The organism is Ochrobactrum sp. MYb379 (assembly GCF_037479515.1).
Lineage (GTDB): Bacteria > Pseudomonadota > Alphaproteobacteria > Rhizobiales > Rhizobiaceae > Brucella.
Window position 1 is genome coordinate 19,701 of the sequence record NZ_JBBGYW010000010.1, and the last position, 15,176, is coordinate 34,876.

The window sequence follows — 15,176 nt, forward strand, 5'->3', positions numbered from 1 at the left end:
GCGCTCTAATGCGGTAGTGATAAAATTAAAACTATAGTAAGCAGCAACGAAATAACATCAGGAGTGACAGTGTGAGTGAAATAACCGTAGAAGAAGCAACAAACCTTATTTATGAATCGCTCCAGGCAGATAATTTGGACATCGACTTGCATATTGCGACCCTCAAAGCAGCATTGGCTCGTACGGGTTCGAAAGAAGCCGTCTTCGATCCGGCCAAACTCGTTCAAAATAACCGTTCAGGCAGAAAGCTCATGCAAGCTTATTTTCGCCAGCGCGGCGTAACCGTGAAATATCTGGAATCTTAAATAACTTTTGCTGGCCGGTATCCCTACGAGGACAAATCACACGTGTAGAAAATCGTTTGCAAAGCATTCGACCAGCACACGGCGATTATTGGCAATTGGGATAGGCCAGCATGAGCTTTGCACGCTCAGTCAGACATAAATAAGCGCCAAACAAAAAACTGAAGCATACAGCAATGCGCATATTTCCAATTCCAGAATAATAATGGGATTACTTAGCTTTTTTCGTCAAAATCCATAAAAGATAAAGTCCGCCGAGTAACCCTGTAGTTAGTCCAATCGGCATCTTGATGTTCAATGGAAAATGCTGCGCAAATAAATCAGCTCCAACAAGCAAAACTGCTCCCATAAGCGCACTTGCAATCAAGGGCACTCCCGGCGCGTGTGTCAGTCGACGCACAAGCTGTGGAGCAGCCAGTGCAATAAATGCGATCGGCCCTGTGGCGGCAGTGGCGACTGAGGTGAGCGCAACAGCGACAAGCACCATCGCAAGACGCGTGGTCTCAACAGAAATACCCAATTGACGCGCTGCATCATCGCCCATTTCAAGCAGACTGATGCGTTGAGCAAAATAGATGACAATGGGAACAACAATGAAAAAGCCAATTGCTGCCGGGATCGCGTGTGACCATGTTCTGGTGTTAAGCGATCCTGCGAGCCAGAGCTGAGCGGAAGCGGCCTGATCAATATCTCCGGCGACCAGCAATACGGTATTTACGCCCGAAAGAACGGCGCCAACACCAAGCCCGATCAGAATGAGCCTATAACCGCCGGTCGTCCTGCCTTTCAAAGCCAGTAGGAACACAATCATGGCCGTTCCCAAGCCTGAAAGTACTGCCGCAAGCGCTGTTTCAAAGGGGCCAGCGTTAAAGAGAATGATCTGAACGATAGCTCCGGTCGCAGCACCCGTCGTAAAGCCGATAATGTCGGGCGAACCGAGCGCATTGCGCGAGATTGACTGAAAAATCGATCCCGCCATACCAAGCGATGCCCCCACGAAAATCGCCGTTACAAGCCGGGGCAACCGAACACGCATAATAATACGCTCTGCGGTCGGATTGGTCGCATCTCCAAACAGGCTATTGAAGATTTCGCCGGGCGAGAATGACATCGTTCCGGTGCCTATATGCAATATGCCAAGCGTAACCAAAAAACATATCAGACTAACGCAAACGACCAGCGTGCGTGCTCTCCATTGGATAGAGATATTTCCCAGTCTGAAAACGAATTTGCGTTGATTGCTCATAGTTTTGACAATCGAAACTGGCGCACGATGATGATGAAGAATGGCCCGCCAATCAGCATCGCTATGATCCCTGCCGCGACTTCTGCGGGCGCAGCAACCACGCGCCCCACAATGTCTGCGCCGAGCAACAAAATAGCTGCAAACAATGCCGAATAAGGCAATATCCAGCGATAATTTGGCCCGACAATTGTTCTTGCAAGATGGGGTGCAACCAGACCGACAAATCCAATTGGTCCGGCACCCGCCGTTGCTGATCCTGCAAGAAGCATGACCGAAAGGCATGACAGGAACCATGTGGCATAAACATTGACGCCAAGTGCAGCACCCAGTTCTTTTCCGAGTGCAATCGCATTCAATTTGCCAGCAAGCGAAAAAGCAATCAGCAAGCCAGCTGCCACGGAGACAGCCAGTACCTGAATAACATCATAGCCTCGGCCTTCAACCGAGCCTGCCGACCAGTTTCGGAATTGGTCCAGCACGTCCGTTGGTGCATTGATTATGACAATGCCGGTAATTGATGCCAGCACAACAGAAAGTCCAGCGCCAGCCAACACCAGACGCACAGGATTGGTACCCGTGCCATTGGCTTGTCCCAGAATGAACACGGCCACGCCTGCGAGACCCGCTCCAGCAAAAGCGAACCAGACATATTGCGCCATGCTTGTTAGATTAAATGCCACGATCCCTAAGATCACAGCCACGGCTGCACCCGAATTGATGCCGAGCAGCCCCGGCTCCGCGAGTGGATTACGCGTTACCGCCTGCATGATTGCGCCTGCGACGCCCAGCGCAAGACCTGCAAGAATCGCAACTACCGTGCGTGGAATACGTAGTTCGCGAACGATCAGATGTTGATCATTCTGCAGATCGGGCTTCCATAGAGCTTGCAAACTATCGCCAAGCGGGATCGTGCGGGAGCCGAGCGTAAAGCTCAAAATAATTGCGATAAACAACACCAGCAACCCGACACCCAGCCCCCATACCCGACGCTTGCGCAGATATGTTGCTGTCACCCTAGAGGCGGGAGCGGGAGCGGTGTTTTCGGCGATCATTTACGGAAATTGGCAGCCACAATATCGATCAACTGAATACCAGAATAGTAGTCGATCCGAAATGAGGTCGCGCCAAGCGGATAGACCTGCTTGCTTTTCACAGCATCAAGATTTGCAAGCACTGGGTCTTTCAAAAACGCGCTCACATCGGCATCAAGCCCACGCAACAGGAATACACTTTTGCCGGTAATTGCGGCTGAAAGATTCTCATGCGATATAAAATCGAAGTCCGAGCTGCGTGTCACCTGCCCGGCGAGTGACGCCGAAAGCCCCTCCACCTTAAAGCCAAGAGCCTGAAGAAGCTGCCCCTGCGCACTGTCGGTCTTGCCGATCGAATAGCTGTTGCCGATATTATAGCCCACGATCGTAATGGGCTCGCTGGGAGCTACCATTTCCGAAGCCACTTTGGCGGCATAATCGTCAAAACGCGCAGACGCTGCGATGGCTTCCTGTTCAAGACCAGTCGCTCTGCCGATTTCGGCTGCAATGTCCTGCCAGCTTTGGTTGGAATAATTGACAACCATCGTCGGAATGCCCTGTGCTTTCAGCTCTGGGTAATGCTGCAAAACGCTGTCGGCACCGGTTGCCGATGCAATCACCAGATCAGGCTCAAAGGCAATAATCGCTTCAATATCGAAATCGAGATTAGAATACAGAACCTCAACACCCCGCTCGTCGGCAACTTTAGCCCATTGCGAGAAAAAGCCTTTATCATCACTGAGAATGCTTGGCGTGGTCGCAGTGCTGGCAATCAAAGGCGCATTGATCGCCAGCAGAATGCCTGTCAGGCTTGGTGCGGTCGAGACAATGCGTAAAGGCTTTGACTTTAATGTCAGTTCGCCCGAATAGTGCTTTATGGTTCGGGGCCAACTGTCATCCTGAGCAAGGGCAAGTTTCAACGGCAGCATCAGAGCTGCAAGCACAACGAGAACTGAGGCGATGATTTTCGAGGGTTTCACGACCGATCCTTATCTGAGATCGTTATTCTGCGGTTCTGGCTAAGTGAGGACACTTTGCTAAAATATGAATGTTGCGCTCCATATTGCAGAACGCATTCTACAATGCAATACGGGGCGATAATGACGAGCCGCCGATTTTCTACCTGCTGCCTTTAGGACTCCATATATGACGCATCGCCTTCGCGCCGATACCGTAACGTTGAAATATGATGAGCGCACTGTCGCGCGGGATCTGTCTGTGGCTATTCCAGACGCATCTTTTACGGTGATTGTTGGTCCGAATGCTTGCGGAAAATCAACGTTGTTGCGGGCGCTGTCGCGTCTGTTAAAGCCATCAACTGGCAAGATCGTGCTGGATGGCGGCGACATTGCAAGCCTGCCAGCAAAGGAAACGGCACGTCGTCTTGGGCTATTGCCACAAAGCTCGATTGCGCCGGAAGGGATCACGGTTGCCGATCTCGTTGCACGCGGACGTTATCCGCATCAGTCATTTTTGCGGCAATGGTCGGAGGCCGATGAGGCCGCTGTAGCGCTTGCCATGGCATCAACCAAGATAACCGAACTTGCCAACCGTCCGGTGGATGAGTTGTCTGGCGGCCAACGGCAACGTGTCTGGATCGCACTGGTGCTGGCGCAAGACACGCCAATCCTGCTGCTTGATGAGCCAACGACCTATCTCGACATTGCACATCAGATTGAATTGCTTGATCTTCTGGCTCAGCTTAACAAGCAGGGGCGTACCGTTGTTGCTGTCCTGCATGAGCTCAATCATGCATGCCGCTATGCGTCGCATTTGATCGCTATGCGCGATGGCGCATTGATCGCACAGGGGAAGCCCGCCGATATTGTGACGGAAAAGCTGGTCGAAGAGGTCTTCGGACTGGCTTCGGTTATCATTGCGGACCCTGTTTCCGGCACACCACTTATTGTGCCGAAAAGCAGCGCCTCCATTGACGAAGTGGCCTAACTTTCAGGCATCTCCAGCTTTGTATCGACGAGCAATCCGCCGGTTGATTCATTGACCACACAGGCTTCATGAAAAAGCGCCCGGCGCTCTTCGTCAGTGCGCAACTGGCCAAGATCAGCGACCGTTGTCATCACACATACAATTTCGCCCTGTGCATCGAGCACGGGTGATGCCTGCCCGGTGACGTTTGAAAGAAGGTGACTGGTCATCTCATACCATCGATCTCCACGCACCTTTTCCAGAATGGCTTTCGACGGCGGCGTGCCGCGAAAATTTGCGGGCTGAACCTTGCGCACCGCATCGATGCTGCTCTTTGGCAGAAAAGACTGAAAGACTAATCCGCAAGCCGTGTTATCCACCGGTAGCGTATCACCGAGCGCCAAAGGATTGACCGAGAAATAAGCACTTCGATACCAGCGCACCAAAGTCGGGCCGCGATCTGTCCAGATCGCAACACCGCCACTCATGGCGTGTCGCTGCGCAAGCGCTTTCATATGTTGGGCTGCGATTTCGACAGCATCGACTCGCTTCAATGCACCAATGCCAATGCTCAGAGCTGTTGGCCCAAGATCATAAAAGCCACTGACCGGATCCTGCTTTGCAAGCCCTTCCTTGACGAGGCTCTGCATATAACGATGCGCGGTCGATCCGCCTGTACCTGCACGCTTGGCCACTTCGCCAAGCGGAAGCTCATTTTCGGCATTCGCCAGAATCTTCAGAAATTTCGCGGCAATGGATACCGACTGAATCGTGCCGGAACGCTTATCGCCCGCACTTTCCGTTTCATCGATTGAAACGCCGTCTTGTTCTTTCAAATGCCTAGCCTCCCGCCAGACAGGCGTATGCCCATCCGTAATCCTCTATTCCGCTGGGGCCATGTGTAGCGCGAACCGCGTTGAAAATCATACGCGACACAATGCGCATGCGATCACGACACGCAAAACCCTCTGCCTACTGGCAGTGATAATCCGAAGCGTTGCCAAAGTGCAACAACCTAAATCAGCTTGCATTCATACCGTATTGCGGTATGCATTCCTTATTGCGGAATTACAATAACGCAGATAACAGAACATGAACTACATACTCATGTTTTGGGGCGACCTATGAATATCCATTTTACCCGCGGCTTTCTCTATAGTGTCAGTGCACTGACACTGGTCGCAATTTCTGCAACAACCGCTTTCGCGCAGGATGCCCAGAAGACGACCGAATCCAAAGGATTGGTTCTCGATACTCTGGTCATCACCGGCGAAAAAGTCGCCCGCGACATCAAAAATACGGCTTCTTCGGTGACGGTCATCACCGGCAAAGAAATCAGTCGTCAAAAGACAGGCGACACTTCGGTTTCCGAAGTTGTGCGCGGTACGCCGAATGTCGTTTATACCGATACTGTCAGCGCCCCTGTTATTCGTGGACAAGACGCGCAAGGCCCAAACAATGGTGCAACGGCTTTCTTTTCGGGCACAGTTCCTCGTGCCACGATCAATCTCGATGGTCATTATCTGAACTATAACGAGTTCATTTTTGGCTCCACATCGGTGTGGGATCTCGACAACATCGAAGTTTTCCGCGGCCCGCAAACTACGTCGCAGGGTGCAAATGCGATTGCCGGTGCAATTGTCGTCAACACCAAAGACCCGACCTTCGAACGCGAAGGCGCTTATCAGGTCGAAATTGGAAATTATAATTCCAAGCGCACTTCGATCATGCTCAACAGCCCGCTTTACAAGGACGAGCTCGCTGGGCGCATCGCTGTCGACTATTCAGGTCGCGATACCTTTATCGATTATGTAAATCCCGGTTTTTATTCTTCAGGCACGGATCAGGACTTCAAGTCACTCAATATTCGCTCCAAGCTTCTTTGGCAGCCTGCCGAGCTTCCCGGCTTTGAAGCGAAGTTGACTTACTCCTTCAACAAAAGCAATCGCCCGACCTATGAAGCTGCAACGCCACTCTATTATGAGCTGGACTATAGCGGTGCGACACTGCCAAGCTGGAAGCAGAACACCAATACTGGCATTCTCGATCTGAGCTATGAGTTTGAAAATGGCTTCAAGCTTCATAATCAGACGCAATATTCGGATTCGTCAGTCGAGCGCCGCGTGGGCATGGCGCATAATGGTGACGCTAATATTGATCAGACCAATATTTCAAACGAAACACGCCTGACCTTCGGCAATCAGGAAGATGTCCTGAGCGGTGTGGTGGGTCTTTACTATGCGCATACGAAGACCGATGAATTTCTCGACTTGATAAACAATGCAAAAAGCCCCCCGAACAACTACATCTCAACATTTGACGATGAGAAGACAAATGTTGGCCTGTTTGGTGAATTGAGCTGGCGCATTGATGATCAATGGACGCTAACGAGCGGTGCTCGCTTCCAGCATGACAGCATTCAGCGCGACGGTACATCTGTCTATGCAAATACACCGGTCAAATTCGACGAGTCTTTCTCCGCTTTCCTTCCGAAAGTATCATTGGCTTATGCGATCACTCCTGATCTGACTGTCGGCGGTCTTGTTAGCCGTGGTTACAATCCCGGTGGTGTCTCGCTCTATTTGAACACAGCCAATCCAAGTTTGAGTGCATGGAAGAATTTCGACGAAGAAACACTCTGGAATTATGAGCTGTTTACACGCGCTGAGTTGCTGGACAATAAGCTCGTTATAAACGGCAACATTTTCTACATGGACTTCAAGAATGCTCAGTTCAACATTCCCGTTGTTGTTTCCCCGGGCGTAACACAAGCATATACGGTCAATGCTGAAAAAGCGCATGCTTACGGGCTTGAGCTTGGTGCAGACTATCAGGTCCTTGATAATCTTACGCTTAAGGCCGGCTTGGGCATTATGCGTACAAAAGTCGAGGAAATGTCTTGGAATCCAGCCTACGACGACAATGAATTTGCCAAGTCACCGGGTTATATGCTGAACTTTGGTGCGAGCTGGGATGTCACTGAGAAGCTCAACCTGTCGGGTGATGTGCGTCATATCGATGGTTACTATTCGGATGTTGCGAACACACCGGGATACTGGATTGACTCCTACACACTCGCAGACGCACGCGTCAGCTACGAGTTTAATGAGAAAATTCAGCTCTACGGCTTTGTGAAGAACATCTTCAACGAACGCGTCCCCACCTCCAAACAGGCGACACGCGGCCTGAGCGGAGCAACAACACAGGCAAGCATGACACTGCCACGTACTTTTGGGATTGGCCTCAAAGGCAGTTTCTGATTACCTGCATAATGCTTGATCAACCGCGGGCTTTCGGGTCCGCGGTTTTTGTCTTGAAAAGAAACCGGAATTAAACATGACCACGCGCAAAAAGCTTCATATTGGTATGTCTCTCGCTCCGACCTGGCTGAGCAATGATGGTTGGCGACATGACAACAGCGACATTGAAGGCGTGTTTGGTTCTGATTTTTATGTCGATATTGCGCAGCGCGCTGAAGCAGCCAAACTCGATTTCGTATTTCGGCCTGACAATCTGTTTCTCAACAGCCAAATCATGGAAACAACGCCGGGTTTTGCAAGTCTTGATGCCACTGTGCTGATGGCAGCACTTGCGCGCGAGACTTCAAAAATCGGACTTCTGACCACTGTTTCAACTACCTTTATGCCGCCCTATGTGGTTGCGCGGCAAGTTTTGTCGCTGCATCATCTAAGCAAAGGCCGGGCGGGTTGGAATATTGTTACCGCGCTCGACGGCAATGTAAATTTCGGTCTTGATGAGATGCCAACCTCAGACGAGCGCTATGCGCGCGCCGCAGAGTTTACGCAAATCGTAAAAGAGTTGTGGCAGAGCTTTCCAGGCTCTGCTTTGAAACGCGACCGTGCCACCGGGCATTACGCCGACCCATCGCAAATCAAGCCGATAGATCACGAAGGCGACTTCTTCAAAGTCAAAGGTCCGCTCAATATTCCTTCGCTTGAAGAAGTTCCAATTCCGCTGTTTCAGGCTGGAGCATCGCCAGCGGGACGCAATTTTGCAGCTTCCGTCGCAAATGGCATTTTCTCTGCAACGCCTGATATCGAAGCGGCAATCAGCTTGCGCAATGATTTGCGTTCATTGGCTGAAACGCATGGTCGTCAAGCTGACGATGTTCGCCTGCTTCCCGGTTTGAGCCTGTATCTTGCCGCTTCACGCGCCGAGGCTTGGGAGTTGTTCCACGATACGCATAAGCGCGGCGACCGCACGCGGAAGATTACCTATATCCGGGACATGACAGGGCTTGATCTGACTGACTGGCCCGAAGATCGGCCTATCAGCCCATCCGATTTGCCGCCGCCGCCCGAAAAGACCCGCAGCAAAACTCACGCCGGATTGTTGCAGCGGCTTCTTTTAAAAGAAACGCTCTATATCAATGATCTTTTGCGCCGCCCGGAAGTCATCAGCGCTGCACATTGGCAGGTGATTGGTACGGTCGATGATGCGGTAGAGGAAATCCAGAAATGGTCAGACGCCGGAGCGATCGATGGATTTATCACCGCGCCTGGCGGCTCGACATCGTCAATGCATCTTGCGCTTGATGAGTTGATGCCGCGTTTGTCTGAAGTGGGCCTACTGCGTTCTGAATATGCTGGCGATACATTCGCGCAGCATATTCTACAGGATTAACAAACCCGACATCAGCATGGCATCACAGGCAAGTTGCAACTATTGCGAACTAGAATACGAGCGAGCGATAGCCACCATTGTGATAAACAAGCGGTTCACCAGCGCTTGATACAATCTTCAATGCGCGTCCGATAATAATTGCGTGTGTATGGCGTTCGATCACGTCATCGACTGCGCAGTCAATTGATGACAGCGCGCCAGAAAGTGCGAGTGCCCCGCTTTCCAATTCAAACCACTCTGCGCCTTCATAACGCGCAGCACCTTTAATGCCACCCTTGCCGGCAAAGCGATCCGCAATCTCTTGCTGAGTTGACGACAGAATATTAACGCAAAAATGGTTGTGGCGACTGATAACCGGCCACACGGAAGAGCCACGATTGATGTTGACGATGATCGTGGGTGGATCCATCGACAGTGCGGTCGCGGATGTAACCGTCGCTCCGGATTTATGTTCACCACGCCCTGCAGTCACGACACTCACACCACCTGCTAATTGGCGCATGGCAGTTTTCAGCTCAACCGCTTCAACGGGAGCTGTCAGATCCTCAGATATTTCGGAGCGCGGATTGCGAAGATAGGTCACCGTCGAAGCCATGGGGTCAGCCTTCTAAAACTTCTCAAATTTGCTCATGAGTAGCATGCAAGTCATTAACATCCGAGGATCGGTTTTTCATATTCGACAAAATTAGTAGAAAATTGCCCCACACCAATTTTTGTTATGAAGACCGCTTTTTTTAAGACCGTGATGATAGCGAGCTTCGCATGGTTTCCCGCACGACTAGATAAGCTTGATCTAGAAATTGTTATTTGTGAATCGTCCTCCCCGCAGCGTAGAAGTTTTTGCCAAGCACCGTTATGGTTTGCTCCAAAGAAGTTAGGGAGTATTGCGTTGAAAATTTTTATTTTTGGCAGCGTGAATGTGGATGTCAGCGCCAGAATGGCCGCACTGCCGCGTCCGGGCCAGACAATCAATGCGTCCGGCTATGGCATCGGCCTTGGCGGCAAGGGCGCCAATCAGGCTGTAGCCGCAGCAAAGCTTGGCGGCGACGTTCGTTTTGTCGGTGCCGTCGGCAAAGATGCTTTTGGCGAACTGGCTATCAAAGAAATACAGCAGTTCGGCCTGAATACCAATAGTGTTCGGATGGTTGATGGTGCCGATACCGGCATTGCAATTATTCAGGTTGAAGAGGCCGGGCAGAACACGATTGTTGTTTGCGCTGGCGCCAATGCAAACTGGACTGCTTCAGATGTGAAGGCTTACGAGCCAGATATTGCTAAGGCTAAGATCACGCTTTTGCAGCGTGAAGTCCCGCATGAGGTTAATCTCGCAGTTGCTAAAGCCGTGAAGGCCGCCGGCGGCACTGTCCTGCTCGACCCTGCCCCGGTGGGTGACGCGAGCCACATGGCTGATCTGATTTCATTGAGCGAAATAATCTCCCCCAATGAAACCGAAGCCGCTGAAATTACCGGCATTGAACCAACAGATATTGCGTCGGCGGAAGCCGCTGCGCGCAAGCTTCTCGAACGCGGACCGAAGATCGTAATCGTCAAGCTTGGTGGCCGCGGCTCACTGCTCGTGAGCGCTGATGAGGTTAAGCACTTCGAACCATTCAAGGTGAAAGTGGTCGATACGGTTGCGGCGGGCGACAGCTTCAATGGTGGTTTTGCGGTTGCTTATTCGCAGGGTCAGTCGCTGCATGATTGCGTGCGCTTTGCGTCGGCTTCCGGTGCCATTGCAGTGACGCGCGTGGGTGCTGGATCGGCTGCGCCGACTGCTGAAGAAGTCGCTGAACTTTTACGAAATCAGCACTAAACGCAAAAAATGCAATAAAACGTTGATGCCAAAAAAGCCGCGAGATTGTGAATCTTGCGGCTTTTCGTGGCAATTCTTTGATTTCAGCATTGATAGATGAGTTCAAAGCGTTGCGAGACGTTCGGTCAGCAGCGTGAAGAAGCCATCAGCATCGACATCTTTGATGAAAAGTGCATTCTTCGGACGATCCGTTACGCCCCACCAGTCAACGACCGTTTGTCCCATTGTGAGTTCAGAACTGATCTCGATTTCGACATTGCAATGACGGCCTGCGTAAAGCTCTGGCTTGAGCAAATAGGCGATGACGTTTGGGTCGTGCAGTGGGCCGCCGTCGGTGCCATACTTTGCTTCATCGTAGCGTTCGAAAAACCCCAGCCATGCGGCGACAACTTCTCCGACATGGGTGCCGATGCCACGAATTGCTGCGATGCGCTTCTCGGTGGTCAGAACTTTGTGCGTCACATCGAGCGGCATCATGGTTATCGGGATGTCCGACTTGAAGACGACCGATGCCGCATGGGGATCAACATAGATGTTAAATTCGGCAGATGGCGTAATGTTGCCGCCTTCAAAATACCCGCCGCCCATCAGCACGATTTCTTTCACGCGCTCTGCAATCTTCGGCTCTCGAATGAGAGCAGACGCAATGTTTGTAAGTGGCCCAAGCGGGCAAAGAGTAACAGTGCCCGGCTCCTCTCTCATCAAGGTTTCAATAATGAAATCAACACCATGCTGCGCTTGCAGCGGCATTGTGGGCTGTGGCAGATCATAACCATCCAGACCTGTCTTGCCATGAACCTCCTCAGCCGTAACCAGCGGACGCAGCAGAGGACGGATGGAGCCCGCAAAGATTTTGGTATCTGGCTTTTTTGCCACTTCACAAATGGTGCGGGCATTGACGGCAGTGCGCGCTAACGGGCCATTTCCTGCAACAGTTGTAATACCAAGAATATCGAGTTCAGGACTGGCGAGAGCCAAAAGAATAGCGACTGCATCATCCTGACCGGGATCAGTATCGATAATGATTTTACGGGCCATAGGTGCTTCCTGTTACAATGCCTAGCTATTTCACAAGTGCTTGGCTAGGATGGCGTAAAGTCGGGTCAAAAGGGTTCAGTTTTTCAGAAATTGTCGCTGCTTCACGCTGCAAAAGCTCTGTGATCGTATGCTGACGTTTTTCGGTTAGTCGCGAAGCCAGCGTGCCAATGCTGAGTGCTGCCACCGCTTCGCCATTGCGGTTTAATACTGGAACGCCCAAGCCCGACATGCCGTCAATCATGTTGAAATTGTAGGTGGAGGCACCGGTTTCGCGCACTTCTGCGATCATGATGCGCAGGTCCACTTCGTCAAGCGTTGCCTTGTCCAGAATGCGAGGCATGTTGAAGCGGATGATGGCTTCGCGCTCTTCTTCCGGTAGGAAAGACAGGATTGCGAGGCTGCCCTGACCAATACCGAGCGGCACCTTGCCGCCAATGTCGCCGGTATAAGAGCGGATCGGGAACGGCCCTTCCACGCGATCGAGACAGACGGCATCGAAATTGCTGCGCACCAGCAGAAACACGGTGTCGTTAAACGTTGTCGATAGCCTGAGCAGCGACGGGCGGGCAATGCTTAAAATTCCATCGCGCTGGCGCGCCTGTGCGGCCATGGCGAAAAACTCAAGCGACAGGCGATAAGCTTTCTTGTCGGGAAGCTGCTCGACAAGGTTTTCGGCAATCAGTGTTTTCAACAAACGATGGGTCGAAGGCTGGCTTAATTCCAGATCGCGGGCGAGATCAATCAGGCGGACGCCGTCCTCGTGGCTGGTGGCTAGACCTTTCAAAATATGAATTGCCTTCACCAGACTTGAGTTAAGCGAGGTGCCAGATTTCATATTTTCTGATATATCATCCATTAAATTGCTTCCAAATTTTGTATTTTAAAATAAATATATAATTTCTTCCGGAATTGAAAATTATAATTTGTAATCGTTCAAAATTTTCTGCCATTTAAAATCCGTCGCCAATGGGAAGGTCCGGCAAAGGCATCAGGATAGATGCTATAAGCGGATCGGCGGTTTTATCTTGAAGTACGGGGAACGCTAAGGTCGCAAACCTGACCGGATTGTCATGCGTTCAAACGAACCAAGTCTGATCGGCGCCAAATAAGGCGCGGTCGAGCCGCTCCCGCCAGCCAAGCCCTATCGAAGAGGCGACGTGAGACAACATCACGGCGCTTCCGTTCCCCCAGCCTATGGCGGAGGTCTTGCCGAGAGGGAGACGCAATGAACTTTTTGACCCTTTCCAATATTTCCCGTTATTACGGCAAGTTCGCTGCCGTAAATGACTTCAATCTGGAGATTGAAAAGGGAGAGTTCATCTCGCTTCTCGGACCTTCGGGCTGTGGCAAAACCACGACATTGCAAATGATCGCCGGTCTTGTGCCGCCATCATCGGGCACGATTACGCTTGATAATCGAGACATCACCCGTCTTGCACCAGCCAAGCGCGAACTGGGCGTAGTGTTCCAGAGCTATGCACTCTTCCCGCATATGACAGTGGCGCAGAATGTGAGCTTCGGGCTTGAGATGCGCAAAGTGCCAAAGGCTGAGCGCGAAAAGCGCGTTCGCGATGTGCTGGAACTGGTGCGTCTGAGTGCGCTTGCGGATCGTTATCCGCGTGAAATGTCGGGCGGTCAGCGTCAGCGTGTGGCGATTGCCCGGGCGCTGGTCATCAACCCGCCGGTGCTGTTACTCGATGAGCCGCTTTCCAATCTCGACGCGCAGTTGCGCGAAGAAATGCAGTTTGAACTGCGTCGCATTCAGCGCACGGTTGGCATCACAACTATTATGGTTACGCATGATCAGGCGGAAGCGCTGTCGATTAGCGACCGTGTCGTAGTTATGGAAAAGGGCCTGATTACGCAGGTTGATGCGCCGTATAAGCTCTATGAGCATCCGCATAACCACTTCATTTCCAACTTCGTTGGGAAATCGAACTTCCTCAAAGCCCATGCCGATGGCGAGCATATTACGCTGGCCGATACGCAGATCCGTTTCCCAGCCAAGGATGCATCTGCTTCTGGCGAAGTGTCGGTGTTTATCCGTCCTGAAAAAGTGCATCTGGTGGATGCCGATGAAGGCCATGTCAGCGGTGAAGTCAAAACCCGCTATTTCATGGGCGCGCAGTGGCTGCTCGGCGTCTTAACCCCTGCCGGTATGCTGAATGTAGCCTTGCCAAACCTCGGCAACCCGCCGCCGATTGAAGGCAGCAATGTTGGCCTCAAGTGGAACCATGACGATTGCCGCATCCTGAATAAGGGAGCGCACTGATCATGAGTGTCGCTCACCAAACAGGTGCTCAATCAGTCTCTGGGGAGACGAAAGAACGGCGCAATTGGATGCCGGTCTTTCTGACAGGCCCATCCACTCTGATGTTTTTCGCGCTGGTGCTTTTGCCGCTGGCACTCACCGTCATGCTGTCGTTCAACAGCTACAGCTATGACAAGGGCATCGAAGCCGTCTATACAATCACCAATTATACGCAGGTACTTCAGGACCCTTATTACCTGAACATCTTCTGGCGTACGTTGCGCCTTGCGCTGATTACCACCGTCATTGCGGTTATTATCGGCGTGCCGGAAGCCTATATTCTGTCAAATATGCGCGCGCCATGGCGCTCGATTTTCCTGCTGGTGATTATCGGTCCTCTGCTGGTTTCGGTTGTTGTGCGTACCTTTGGCTGGAGCATGCTTTTAGGCCGCAACGGGCTTGTGAACAGTGCACTGGAATTTGTCGGCCTGCCCGCCCAGCAAATCCTTTATACAGAAACGGCAATCGTGATCGGCCTTGTGCATATCATGCTGCCGTTCATGGTGATCCCGGTCTGGACCGTGCTGCAAAAACTCGATCCGACGGTTGAAGCGGCAGCGCTTACCCTTGGTGCGTCGCGCTTTACGGCGCTGCGCCGCGTAGTGTTCCCGCAGGCGGTTCTCGGCATTCTGTCGGGTAGCCTGATTGTGTTTGCACTCTCGGCAAGCTCATTTGCGATCCCGGGTCTGCTGGGTGGCCGTCGTCTCAAGATGGCAGCCACGGTTGTATATGACGAGTTTCTCATTGAGCTCAACTGGCCGCTCGGTGCCGCGATTGCGATCATCGTTCTCGTCGCCAACCTCTTCATCATGATTGCCTATAATCGCATGCTCGAAGGGCAAGCGAGAAAGAAGCTGGGATAACC

At 51.8% G+C, this 15,176-nt stretch carries 14 protein-coding genes; 7 read left to right on the forward strand and 7 right to left on the reverse strand.

Annotated features, from left to right (window positions below):
* Positions 1 to 71 precede the first annotated feature (71 nt).
* A complete protein-coding gene (locus tag WH356_RS16980) occupies positions 72 to 305 on the forward strand; it encodes a hypothetical protein (protein ID WP_339512904.1) in 234 nt (77 codons plus the stop codon).
* Between the two features lie 208 nt (positions 306 to 513).
* Here the strand turns inward: WH356_RS16980 and WH356_RS16985 are convergent, their stop codons facing one another.
* The 3 genes from WH356_RS16985 to fepB are packed head-to-tail and all read right to left on the reverse strand — an operon-like array spanning position 514 to position 3,559.
* Positions 514 to 1,548 carry a FecCD family ABC transporter permease gene (locus WH356_RS16985; RefSeq protein WP_339512906.1) on the reverse strand — a complete coding sequence of 345 codons (1,035 nt, stop codon included), beginning with the start codon at positions 1,546 to 1,548 and terminating at the stop codon, positions 514 to 516.
* Complete coding sequence (locus WH356_RS16990) at positions 1,545 to 2,600, reverse strand: FecCD family ABC transporter permease (protein ID WP_339512908.1); 1,056 nt, start codon at positions 2,598 to 2,600, stop codon at positions 1,545 to 1,547. Before WH356_RS16990 ends, WH356_RS16985 begins: the two co-directional genes overlap by 4 nt.
* Positions 2,597 to 3,559, reverse strand: a complete 963-nt coding sequence (gene fepB, locus WH356_RS16995; protein WP_339512910.1) for a Fe2+-enterobactin ABC transporter substrate-binding protein — start codon at positions 3,557 to 3,559, stop codon at positions 2,597 to 2,599. The genes WH356_RS16990 and fepB overlap by 4 nt, the downstream gene beginning before the upstream one ends.
* Before the next feature lie 166 nt (positions 3,560 to 3,725).
* Here fepB and WH356_RS17000 point away from each other — a divergent pair, with 166 nt between their 5' ends.
* Complete coding sequence (locus WH356_RS17000) at positions 3,726 to 4,526, forward strand: ABC transporter ATP-binding protein (RefSeq protein ID WP_339512912.1); 801 nt, start codon at positions 3,726 to 3,728, stop codon at positions 4,524 to 4,526.
* On the opposite strand, the gene WH356_RS17005 is transcribed toward WH356_RS17000, so the two are convergent.
* On the reverse strand, positions 4,523 to 5,341 hold the full coding sequence (locus WH356_RS17005) for an IclR family transcriptional regulator (RefSeq protein WP_339512914.1): 819 nt from the start codon (positions 5,339 to 5,341) through the stop codon (positions 4,523 to 4,525). The genes WH356_RS17000 and WH356_RS17005 overlap by 4 nt on opposite strands.
* Positions 5,342 to 5,629: 288 nt before the next feature.
* Between WH356_RS17005 and WH356_RS17010 the strand changes: the two genes are divergently transcribed.
* Positions 5,630 to 7,765 (forward strand): TonB-dependent receptor, encoded by a 2,136-nt coding sequence (locus WH356_RS17010; RefSeq protein WP_339512916.1) that lies wholly within the window; start codon positions 5,630 to 5,632, stop codon positions 7,763 to 7,765.
* A gap of 76 nt (positions 7,766 to 7,841) precedes the next feature.
* On the forward strand, positions 7,842 to 9,149 hold the full coding sequence (locus WH356_RS17015) for an NtaA/DmoA family FMN-dependent monooxygenase (protein ID WP_339512918.1): 1,308 nt from the start codon (positions 7,842 to 7,844) through the stop codon (positions 9,147 to 9,149).
* A gap of 49 nt (positions 9,150 to 9,198) precedes the next feature.
* Here WH356_RS17015 and WH356_RS17020 read toward each other — a convergent pair whose 3' ends face one another.
* On the reverse strand, positions 9,199 to 9,744 hold the full coding sequence (locus WH356_RS17020) for a flavin reductase family protein (RefSeq protein ID WP_339512921.1): 546 nt from the start codon (positions 9,742 to 9,744) through the stop codon (positions 9,199 to 9,201).
* 342 nt (positions 9,745 to 10,086) lie between these two features.
* Between WH356_RS17020 and rbsK the strand changes: the two genes are divergently transcribed.
* Entirely contained in the window at positions 10,087 to 10,962 is an 876-nt protein-coding gene (gene rbsK, locus WH356_RS17025) for a ribokinase (protein WP_339513076.1), read from the forward strand.
* A gap of 102 nt (positions 10,963 to 11,064) precedes the next feature.
* Here the strand turns inward: rbsK and WH356_RS17030 are convergent, their stop codons facing one another.
* Both WH356_RS17030 and WH356_RS17035 read right to left on the reverse strand, forming a co-directional pair.
* A complete protein-coding gene (locus tag WH356_RS17030) occupies positions 11,065 to 12,000 on the reverse strand; it encodes a nucleoside hydrolase (protein ID WP_339512923.1) in 936 nt (311 codons plus the stop codon).
* A 25-nt stretch (positions 12,001 to 12,025) separates the two neighbouring features.
* The gene (locus WH356_RS17035) at positions 12,026 to 12,856 is read right to left on the reverse strand and encodes an IclR family transcriptional regulator (protein ID WP_339512925.1); all 831 of its coding nucleotides are present in this window, start codon (positions 12,854 to 12,856) and stop codon (positions 12,026 to 12,028) included.
* 369 nt (positions 12,857 to 13,225) lie between these two features.
* Between WH356_RS17035 and WH356_RS17040 the strand changes: the two genes are divergently transcribed.
* The gene (locus tag WH356_RS17040; protein ID WP_339512927.1) at positions 13,226 to 14,272 is read left to right on the forward strand and encodes an ABC transporter ATP-binding protein; all 1,047 of its coding nucleotides are present in this window, start codon (positions 13,226 to 13,228) and stop codon (positions 14,270 to 14,272) included.
* 68 nt (positions 14,273 to 14,340) lie between these two features.
* Positions 14,341 to 15,174 (forward strand): ABC transporter permease, encoded by an 834-nt coding sequence (locus tag WH356_RS17045; protein ID WP_339513078.1) that lies wholly within the window; start codon positions 14,341 to 14,343, stop codon positions 15,172 to 15,174.
* Positions 15,175 to 15,176 lie beyond the last annotated feature (2 nt).

Coding starts and splice junctions, on each gene's coding strand:
- WH356_RS17010 (WP_339512916.1), top strand. CDS start 5,630: ATGAATATCCATTTTACCCGCGGCTTTCTCTATAGTGTCAGTGCACTG.
- WH356_RS17015 (WP_339512918.1), top strand. CDS start 7,842: ATGACCACGCGCAAAAAGCTTCATATTGGTATGTCTCTCGCTCCGACC.
- WH356_RS17000 (WP_339512912.1), top strand. CDS start 3,726: ATGACGCATCGCCTTCGCGCCGATACCGTAACGTTGAAATATGATGAG.
- WH356_RS17040 (WP_339512927.1), top strand. CDS start 13,226: ATGAACTTTTTGACCCTTTCCAATATTTCCCGTTATTACGGCAAGTTC.
- WH356_RS17035 (WP_339512925.1), bottom strand. CDS start 12,856: ATGGATGATATATCAGAAAATATGAAATCTGGCACCTCGCTTAACTCA.
- WH356_RS17020 (WP_339512921.1), bottom strand. CDS start 9,744: ATGGCTTCGACGGTGACCTATCTTCGCAATCCGCGCTCCGAAATATCT.
- WH356_RS16985 (WP_339512906.1), bottom strand. CDS start 1,548: ATGAGCAATCAACGCAAATTCGTTTTCAGACTGGGAAATATCTCTATC.
- WH356_RS17030 (WP_339512923.1), bottom strand. CDS start 12,000: ATGGCCCGTAAAATCATTATCGATACTGATCCCGGTCAGGATGATGCA.
- WH356_RS17045 (WP_339513078.1), top strand. CDS start 14,341: ATGCCGGTCTTTCTGACAGGCCCATCCACTCTGATGTTTTTCGCGCTG.
- WH356_RS16990 (WP_339512908.1), bottom strand. CDS start 2,600: ATGATCGCCGAAAACACCGCTCCCGCTCCCGCCTCTAGGGTGACAGCA.
- rbsK (WP_339513076.1), top strand. CDS start 10,087: ATGGCCGCACTGCCGCGTCCGGGCCAGACAATCAATGCGTCCGGCTAT.